Source organism: Synechococcus sp. Cruz-7E5, assembly GCF_024345995.1.
In the GTDB taxonomy this organism is placed as follows: Bacteria; Cyanobacteriota; Cyanobacteriia; order PCC-6307; family Cyanobiaceae; genus Regnicoccus_A.
In genome coordinates, this window is sequence record NZ_JAGQCE010000018.1 from 47,280 (window position 1) to 55,696 (window position 8,417).

Consider the following 8,417-nt stretch of genomic DNA (forward strand, 5'->3'; position numbering starts at 1 on the left):
GCTGGCTGGAAAGCCGGAACCCCATGACCACCTTTGTCAACGTGATCGGCCCACTGCTTTACATGGGCTGCTTCGCCGTCATCCTCGGTGGCGCCTTCGCGCTGATGACCCAGAACCTGCGCAGCAGCGAGCGGGTCGCCACGCCACGCCGCCGCCACCCTGAAGCTCCCAGTCCTGGTGAAGAGGTGATGGTGGTGGAGCTCAGCCGTGAGCGACTCGAGCAGCTCTACGCGGCCTCCTCCTCGATGGGCCACGGCGCCTGAGCCGCTGGCTTCAGCCGTCACCTCTGACCCACCTCCCGTCCTGATCAAAGCGCAGGAGATCCTGGGCGTTGCTCCAGCCCGGCAGGCTCATGGCCGCTGTTACCCTGCAAGCAGCCATGACAATGGCTTTGAGTTGAGGAGTTATCCAGGGTGTCGATTATCTGCGAATCAATCCTAGGTTTGACAACTCGGTACTGATTTGACTGGATGAACTGGATGGACAAGTCTATCCAGTTCATTAGAATTTGGAAATCAGCCGATCCACCAAATGTTTTGCCGTCTGCCCCACTCTTGTACGGCGAATTCGGCTTGGAATGCGACGCTTGAGCGATAGAGATGTCTGCTGGAGGACAGCATAGCGGTTGGATGTTGGCAGAAGTGATGTGCAAGGAGAGCCAATGAGGTCGATCAGCCAATCCGGCATCGTCCCGGAGTTGCTTGAGGGATTCTGATCTGGAATATGAGCCGGGAAAGGTTGCTCGATCTGCCTGATCCTGGCTAGACCTTCATCACACAAGGAGGGATAACCGGCAAGGGCAAGAACAGGACTGGCATGAGTGAACAGATACGAACGAGATTGTCCACCAGCACTGGGTGTCAAGGGGGATTCCACGGGGCTGGTGATGGATTCCATATTGCATGTGACATCAACTCCGGATTCCCTGTGGGCATCGCCCTTGGTCTTCAGGAGGACCTTGTGATCAAACAAGAGTTTGTGGTCCAGGCATTCCTCGATCTCATTGGCGACACGAACGATGAGTGCGGCTGCGAGCTCCAGTGGGGTCTGCTCGATAGCAGTAGGAATCTGGCTCCAGTGATCCGGCTCCAGGAAGCTGCAGGTCGGATACCAATGCACAACGGCTTCAATCGGGGCCCCAACGAGCTCCTTCACGAAGGCACGATGCTTGGGCGTAGCGGTCAGGATGCAATCCGAAGAAGAGGCTCCCTGGAGGTACAGTGCATGCAGGAGGCCGGCAATGACCAGATCCGTGCTTGCCCCATGCACAGCCAGGACGCTGGCCACGCCGACGCAGTGATCGATGAAGGCAAGCCGGCAGCGTCGCAGGGCACCCCGATGAACGGAAGTGGCCAGATCAAAGGCGGTGCGAATCCTCGTCAGCTCATCGGCACTGAAACCAAGCTCAAAACACTGACGCGCCAAGCGGGGAAAGGTATGAACATAGGGATAGTCGATATTGGATACAGAGCCAATCTCTGAGATGGTTTGATCGGCTGGATGATGTGGCCTGAGGTCGATCATCTGCCGCCATGCCCAGTTGCCATAGCTGAGCGCAGAGGGTGGATTCTGTTCGTTGAAATCAAATCCCCACTTCTCCGAAAAATGCTGGATGGATTGCAGGTTGTCCTGCGTTGACCAGCGCCGTTTGAACAGCCTGGCATCGGCCAGCCAGAAGGGTGAGACTTTTGAGGCGGGGACATAGGTAACAACAGAAGATGGCTCGACGACAATCGTGCCGCCTGCTTGTCTGACTTGCAGGCAGAGGTCGCTGTGTTCGTTGAGTGAGGCAAGCTTCTGATCCAAAGGGCCAAGGTGTTGCAGCGTCTCGGTCTGGATCAGAAGACAGTGAAACTCAGCATAATCGCTTGTTGTACGTCTGAGTAAATCACTGTTTTTACTATAGGACTTATTAGCAAGGAGATGCTCGTCTGCAAAGTGAGATGGAGTCACTGATGTGTTAATGGTGATCCTGCCGCCAGCGTGATGTATTCTGTCGTTCTGGAATTCGCCAATCAGGTAGATGGGATGGACAATCGTGGCCTTGGCTTGCTGTGCTGCGTTGGCGAGATTCTCCAGCCAGCCAGGACGGTAGAGGATATCATTGTCGACAAAACAGGTGTAAGCAGTGGCACTGTGCTCAAAGCCTATCGTTCTGAGCTGATTCGGATTCAGATCTGCTTCTGCCGCAACAAAGGTGACGGCGCGTCCATGCGCCAGTTCCTCAAGGTCCTGCCTCAGGCTAGGTGGGGTCCCTGCATCCAGATAAACCACGGGATGGTGAGCTGGTGTCGTTGCCAGCAGGGATTGCATTGAGCGAAGCGCACAGCTGTAACGCTCTCTTGGAGTAACAACGATGGTGATGGCTTCATCTGATGTCATGGCTTAGCGAAGGCAGGAGAGTGGCGGAATGGCAGTGGGATCGAATCCCCGAGGGTGGTTGTCTCAGAGAAGGCTGGTCTTGGCAGCAAGATAGGGGAGCAGGCCCTGGCGTTTCATGGCTCTCCAGCGACATCGCCAGGCATGGAGACTCCCCTCGTTGGCGCGATGAATCTGCTCCAGTCCACCTCGACGGTGGAGGAAGGCGTAGCGATCGGCGTCACGGCTTGGAACGATGAACTCGGGATGGCGAAGGGTGCCGAGTTCACACAATGGAATCTCGGCAAAGGCGTTAGCTCCGAAAGTATGGGTTCCATCGTCACCGAATCCCAGATTGGACACCAGACATTGGTTGGGCCAGGCATGCAGGGCATGGTTCATCCACCCTGCCAGCCACCACTGATAATCCCAACTGTCGGGCTGGCGGTTGAGAAACAACTCGTCGAGAATGGATCGCCAGTAATTCCGCTCCTGGGGGATTGGGAAAACATCATCCAACCGGCTGGAGTCACGGAATTTGATCCAGCTGTGCTCCGCCGGGTGGTAGTGGATCCAGGCCCGGCGCCAACTGGCCCAGCCCCAGGAGTCGCCATGGATGCTGAAGTAATAGCTGGCGTCGCCACGCCGGTGACCTTGCTGGAAGTTGGAACCGCAGATGCTCCAGATCCTGGTGTCGTGTCGGTAGTGTTCCAGCAGCGCGGAGCAGTAACTGAAGAAATCAGGATGGGGTAGACAATCATCTTCCAGAATGATCCCTTCCTGCTCATGGGCGAAGAACCAGTCGATCGCACGGCTTACCGCCAGCCGACACCCCTGATTGGTTTCTGATTGCTGCTGCTTGAGCATGCAGGGCCAATCGATCGACTGAGTGATCACAGCACGGGTGTCGGCCACCTTCTCGGCTTCGCCAGAGCGACCATGGCTGGGTCCATCAGACGCCACATACATCCTCTGGGGTGCCACGGAGCGGATGACCTTGATGACCCGCTTGGTGAGTTCAGGCCGTCGCCAGGTGATGAGCAGAATGGGCGTCGAGAATGTCATTCTTGGCCGCTATTGATGAGCTAGATTGAAAATGACTTGGTCAGGTAGTGGGAGTGTCAGTACGCTGATACTGATGGGTTGTCTGTCAGATCAAATTCACCTTGGCATGCAACATACTGACGACATTAAGACCAGTTTTGTAAAATGGAGTGGAAAGTCGCACTCTTTGCTGCAAACTCAGGTGTGTCTGCCGGCCTGTTGAAGGAGGTCTGGCGAGCCGAGGTGGTGCTGTCGGCCCCGGTCGATGGCTGGCGTGGTTCGGGTGCTGGCCTCCGAGCCGACTCGCAGGGGGAGAATGGGGCGGTCCTGCGCCGAGCGACGATGAAGGCCCTGCCAGCGACAACAGCCTTTCCCGCCGATCCGTCGGGGTTGGAGAGGCCCGTGCTCGAGCGCCATTACCTGGCACTGCGAGGCAGTTACAAGTCGCTGATGATGAGCCGCGGCCAGTACCGAAGCCGGGCGGATAAGGCCCATGCCGACGTGGAGCAGCTGCGGTACCGGCTGATCACCCTGGCGGCGCGGGAGGCTTCCGTGCGCGGTGAGGTGTACGCGATGCTCGATCTGATCAGCACGATCACCGGTGATCTGGAGGACGCCGGCGACGATCTGGTGCAGGAGTTTGGCCGCTACAAGCTGGGACGGCGAAGCTTCCAGGGTGGTTCGTTTCTGGGTGGCTTGGTTCAGGCGGTGATCCGGTTCATCAACCGCTGGACCACCACCAAGCAGCGCTTCGATGAGCTGAGCCTGCGCCAGCAGGCGATCACCAGCCGCCTGGAGGGAACTGACGTTGCCGACCCGGAGCGGAAGGATGGGACGGATCGCTGATGCCCTGAGGGCGAATCTGCGGGACCTGGCCCATGCCGATGCCCGGGCCTTGCGCGCTCTGGAGGCCGAGCTTCAGGGCGACAGCCCCCGCGGATCCCTGATGAGCACGAGCCTTCCCGCCCCTGTCTCGGCGCCACCGGTCCTGGAGGCCGGACTCGAGACGCTCGGGGTGAAAGCCCTCAGGGCCCTCTGCAAGGAGCGTGGGTTCAGGGGTTACAGCCGCTGGACCAGGCCCCGATGCCTGGCGGCACTGCGGTCCACTGCGGATCCATCCCCAGTGGAGCACCCGGAGCTGCCGGGGCCGGAGTTGGAGGACCTGAATGAGGGAGATCGCCTGCTGCGGCTGGAGCGCCGTCTTGATCGGCTGGAAGGGTTGCTGCGGCTCGTGGCGGAGCAAATAGGCGTGCCGGCGGATCGGATCGAGCGGGCGCTCGGCGCGTGATCAGGCCCGCTCAGGGGCAGCGCGCTTCCATGGCCTGGAGCAGCGCATCGGCTTCCCTGGCCAGGGCGGCAGGGCTAAACCCATCCTGGTCATTCAAGGCTGCCATCCTGGCTAGGAGCGGTCAATGGCGCGCTCTCTGAGCGGCTCCGCCCATGAACCTGCTACGAACCACTCCTGACCTGGGGGCTCTGATGCTCGCGGCTGTCCTGGCCAGCGCGCTCGTTCAGGGCCTGTGGCCAGGACCCGTCTGGAGTCAGCCCATCGAACCCCGTCCCGCCGCTGCCGCCTACCGGGGGCTTTCCCTCAGTTTTGGAGGTCAGCGCTATTGGCTCCGCTTCTCCGCCGGAGGACAGCATGAATTCACCCCTGGGGAACAGAGCGACCTGACCACCTGGCGTGACATGGTGACCCTCAACGTGCACGAGAACGTGCGCAACGATGACCAGCTGGCGGGCCTGGCCAATGGGGTGCTCGCCAATTACCGCCAGGCAGGCAGGATCATCCGCACGGCTTCGCAGCCCAGAACGGCCGCTCGCCCGGCGGAGCACCTGATCGTGGCTCTGCTGGCGGGAACAGGCCTGGCGGAAGCGGCGGCAGCCCGGGTGCTGCTGGTTGATGGCGTGGGGGTCGTGGTGGTGCGCTCCCATCGCGCCTACGGAGCCCAGGCGGTCGTCTCCGTGGCCGATTGGCTCACCGCCAATGGCCCAGGACTTGAAACCAGCCTGATGACCTGGAGCGTGAAGCCCACCCCGGCCCAGCTGCGCTAGCTCCAGCACAGAAGCTCAGCTGCGCTCCCCGGCGACGCCTGTTCGGAATGGGGCGCATCGGCAGCCTCGCCGGCCAGCACTGGACCGTAGAACCCGCTGTTGAGAGGAAGCCAAGCCCCCGGTGTTCTGTTGCTGGATGGATCGCGGGCGAAAGCAGCAAAGCCTTGACTCTCCAGTGGACAGGAGACCATACGGTTGGCCAGTTCCGCCTTCCAGCGATGCGCCACTCCTGGCTTCCCGCCCTCCTGATCAGCCTCGGCGCGCTGTCTCTGGCAGCTCCTGCTGCGCGGGCGCAGATGGATCCCGCCATGGATCACCAACATCACAACCACTCGATTCCGACGCCTAATCCCATGGCGGCACCCATGGACCATGGAGCCCATGCCCATGACGTGGGCCCCGCCGGCGCCACCTACGACCTGCGCTTCATCGACGGCATGGTGCAGCACCACACCGGCGCCCTACGGATGAGCGAGTTCATCTTTGACATCGGAGAGCCCGGTGTGGGGTCGCTTGGCAAGTCGATCTGGCGCGATCAGGCCAATGAGATCCGGGCGATGGGCCTCTGGCGCAAGGCCTGGTACCCCGAGGCGCCGAACTTTCCGGTGGCACTGGCACCCGGGGGTGATCCCAACAGTCTTTCGGGCCTCACTCGCATGAGTCAGACCCAGATCGAGGGGATGCGCATGATGGGCTCCGGACCCACCAGGGAGAACCGCGTGGTGTGGTTTATCGAGGGCATGCTCGAGCACCACGGCGGCGCGCTGATGATGGCCCACGACGCCCTGGCCAAGAGCACCAACACGACCATCCGGCGCTTCGCAAGGGACGTGATCCTGGCCCAGAGGGCCGAGATCATCGAGCTTCGCCGCATGCTGGCGGTGGAGGGATTACGCAAGCCTGAATATCACAAATTCGACGCTCTGTTCCGGCTCTGAACCTCACCGATCAGCAAGCCCAGGCCCGATCCCGCCACCACCAGCGTGAGCACCCCGAGGACGGCGGAGTAAAAAGGCTGGATGTTGATCAGCCCGAAGTTGCCGGTGTGCAACTTCATCAACCAGAAGGCCTCGATCCCCTGGGACGAGAGCAGGCCGTAGAGGGAACCGGAGAGAGCGGTGACGATAATCGGCAAGGCAGCCAGAGGCACGAGGGCGCGATGCAGACGGCGCAGTTGATTGTGGCGCTTCATTCGTTCTGCAGGGCCTTGTGCAGCGCCTGCTCATTGGCGCAGGGCATCCAGGCCCCGCCCATCGCAAACACCCCCTTGCACTTCAGCTGGACAGCGCGCCGCTCAGCCTCCTGGCGCGTTGCGTACATCCCCTTGGAATGGGCAGCGGCGGGAGCCGGATTGACCCAGGGGTCAACGGCGGCGGCCGCGACCACCAGGGCGAGCAGCAGGAACCTCGTCAGGGCTCCAGACATAGGCTGAACTGGGCTGGTGAGCTGGGTCATCTCATTTCGACTTCGAGATCGCCTTCTGATAGGCGGCAAAGGAGCTGCAGGGCATCCACTCTTTACCCATCACAAAGGAGCCGCTGCAGGCGAGTTGCTTGGCCCGTTGTTCAGCAGCCGCCTTGGTGGGGAACATGTCGTTTGCCTGGGCGCGGGAGGCAACCGGAGCCACGATCACCGGCGTAGCGACCAGGCCCGCCGTGAGCAGCGAGAGCAGACCGGATCGCGACATGGCAGGAGATGGATGGGACTGAATGGAGTTTAGAGTCTCCTGATGAGTGGAGAGTCAAGTTTTTGGAGATTGGCCTCCGCAAGCAGCCATGCACCGGCATGAAGATCGGCGCCCTGGCCTCCCGCAGTGGTGTCCCGGTCAAGACCCTGCGGTACTACGAAGAACTGGGACTTCTGCCTGCGATTGGTCGCAGCGAGGGTGGTTACCGCCTGTTTGCTGAGGACAGCCTTACCAGGCTCGAGTTCATTCGCCGGCTCAAGGCTCTCGGGCTCACACTGGAAGAGATCCAGAGCTGCCTGGCTGTTCACGATGCCGGTGAACTGCCATGCAACGACATCCAGGTGATGCTCAACCACCAGATCGAGCGCATTGATGCCCGGATGAAGGAGCTGCGTCAGTTACGAGGCGAGCTGCAGGGATTACTTGCCGACTGGCAGAACGATCCCACCAAGCAGGGTGGGGTGATCTGCCCCAATCTCAAAGTCTGAGTCAACTCCAGCCCCAGACGTCTGACGAGATGCTCCTGATCCCTGGCCTGCTGCTGGGCCTGCAGCTGCTGCTGGGGCTCGCTCCGTCGGCTCTGGCCGAACGCACAGGCCGTGCCGTGGTGCTCTCGATCGGCGATGGCGACACGATCCGCGTGCGGCAGGGCCCGCGCCTGATCACCGTGCGGCTGGCCTGCATCGATGCACCTGAGCTGGATCAGGCCACCGATGGAGTCAGGGCCCACCGTTATCTGAAGACGCGTCTGACGATCGGCTCCAGCGTGACCCTCAGGCCGCAGACCATGGATCGCTTCGGCCGAACCGTGGCAGAAGTGATTGGCAAAACCAACCTCGGCCTGGCGATGGTGGAACACGGCGAAGCCTTCGTCTTCCGCCGCCACCTGGCCAGCTGCGACACCAAGCGGTATCTCGACGCGGAGGCACGGGCGATGCGCAGCCGCCTCGGGGTCTGGGCAGTGCCCGGAGGCATCAGGCGGCCGTGGGACTTTCGAAGGGGGAAGAGAGCCCGTTGACGGGCACAACGAAAAGGGCGGCTTCCCCCAGGACCAATGGCACCGTTACAAAACGCAAAAGCATGCTAAGTTTTGAAAGACAGACATCCGCTGTTGCGGTTTGCCGAATCTCTGGATCGGTTTCTGTCCTACCTACCCGCTCCTTCCGGGGCACACACTCACGCTCTCATGACCACCACCCTTCAGCAGCGCCAGGGCGCGTCTGCCTGGAGCCAGTTCTGCGAGTGGGTCACCTCCACCAACAACCGCCTCTAC

At 61.1% G+C, this 8,417-nt stretch carries 12 protein-coding genes; 7 read left to right on the forward strand and 5 right to left on the reverse strand.

From position 1 onward, the window contains the following. Positions 1-23: 23 nt before the first annotated feature. A complete protein-coding gene (locus tag KBY77_RS15005) occupies positions 24-263 on the forward strand; it encodes a hypothetical protein (protein ID WP_255106176.1) in 240 nt (79 codons plus the stop codon). Positions 264-501: 238 nt separating this feature from the next. Here the strand turns inward: KBY77_RS15005 and KBY77_RS15010 are convergent, their stop codons facing one another. Further along, positions 502-2,382 carry a glycosyltransferase family 2 protein gene (locus KBY77_RS15010; RefSeq protein ID WP_255106179.1) on the reverse strand — a complete coding sequence of 627 codons (1,881 nt, stop codon included), beginning with the start codon at positions 2,380-2,382 and terminating at the stop codon, positions 502-504. Positions 2,383-2,445: 63 nt separating this feature from the next. Further along, positions 2,446-3,423 (reverse strand): glycosyltransferase family 2 protein, encoded by a 978-nt coding sequence (locus tag KBY77_RS15015; RefSeq protein ID WP_255106182.1) that lies wholly within the window; start codon positions 3,421-3,423, stop codon positions 2,446-2,448. 198 nt (positions 3,424-3,621) lie between these two features. Between KBY77_RS15015 and KBY77_RS15020 the strand changes: the two genes are divergently transcribed. From KBY77_RS15020 to KBY77_RS15035, 4 genes are all read left to right on the forward strand, one after another. Beyond that, positions 3,622-4,248 (forward strand): hypothetical protein, encoded by a 627-nt coding sequence (locus tag KBY77_RS15020; RefSeq protein WP_255106185.1) that lies wholly within the window; start codon positions 3,622-3,624, stop codon positions 4,246-4,248. Next, complete coding sequence (locus KBY77_RS15025; protein ID WP_255106188.1) at positions 4,232-4,690, forward strand: hypothetical protein; 459 nt, start codon at positions 4,232-4,234, stop codon at positions 4,688-4,690. Before KBY77_RS15020 ends, KBY77_RS15025 begins: the two co-directional genes overlap by 17 nt. A 152-nt stretch (positions 4,691-4,842) precedes the next feature. After that, on the forward strand, positions 4,843-5,457 hold the full coding sequence (locus KBY77_RS15030; RefSeq protein WP_255106191.1) for a hypothetical protein: 615 nt from the start codon (positions 4,843-4,845) through the stop codon (positions 5,455-5,457). A gap of 218 nt (positions 5,458-5,675) precedes the next feature. After that, positions 5,676-6,395, forward strand: a complete 720-nt coding sequence (locus KBY77_RS15035; RefSeq protein WP_255106193.1) for a DUF305 domain-containing protein — start codon at positions 5,676-5,678, stop codon at positions 6,393-6,395. Here KBY77_RS15035 and KBY77_RS15040 read toward each other — a convergent pair. From KBY77_RS15040 to KBY77_RS15050, 3 genes are read right to left on the reverse strand one after another with little or no spacing between them, the layout of a single operon-like run. Then, entirely contained in the window at positions 6,365-6,649 is a 285-nt protein-coding gene (locus KBY77_RS15040; RefSeq protein WP_255106196.1) for a hypothetical protein, read from the reverse strand. The two genes, KBY77_RS15035 and KBY77_RS15040, sit on opposite strands and share 31 nt — an antisense overlap. After that, positions 6,646-6,882, reverse strand: a complete 237-nt coding sequence (locus tag KBY77_RS15045) for a DUF3721 domain-containing protein (RefSeq protein ID WP_255106198.1) — start codon at positions 6,880-6,882, stop codon at positions 6,646-6,648. Before KBY77_RS15045 ends, KBY77_RS15040 begins: the two co-directional genes overlap by 4 nt. 31 nt (positions 6,883-6,913) lie before the next feature. Further along, complete coding sequence (locus tag KBY77_RS15050) at positions 6,914-7,144, reverse strand: DUF3721 domain-containing protein (protein ID WP_255106201.1); 231 nt, start codon at positions 7,142-7,144, stop codon at positions 6,914-6,916. A gap of 98 nt (positions 7,145-7,242) precedes the next feature. On the opposite strand from KBY77_RS15050, the gene KBY77_RS15055 reads away from it, so the two are divergent. Continuing rightward, positions 7,243-7,632 (forward strand): heavy metal-responsive transcriptional regulator, encoded by a 390-nt coding sequence (locus KBY77_RS15055; RefSeq protein WP_255106203.1) that lies wholly within the window; start codon positions 7,243-7,245, stop codon positions 7,630-7,632. 29 nt (positions 7,633-7,661) lie between these two features. Continuing rightward, the gene (locus KBY77_RS15060; protein ID WP_255106205.1) at positions 7,662-8,162 is read left to right on the forward strand and encodes a thermonuclease family protein; all 501 of its coding nucleotides are present in this window, start codon (positions 7,662-7,664) and stop codon (positions 8,160-8,162) included. The last annotated feature ends 255 nt before the right edge of the window (positions 8,163-8,417 follow it).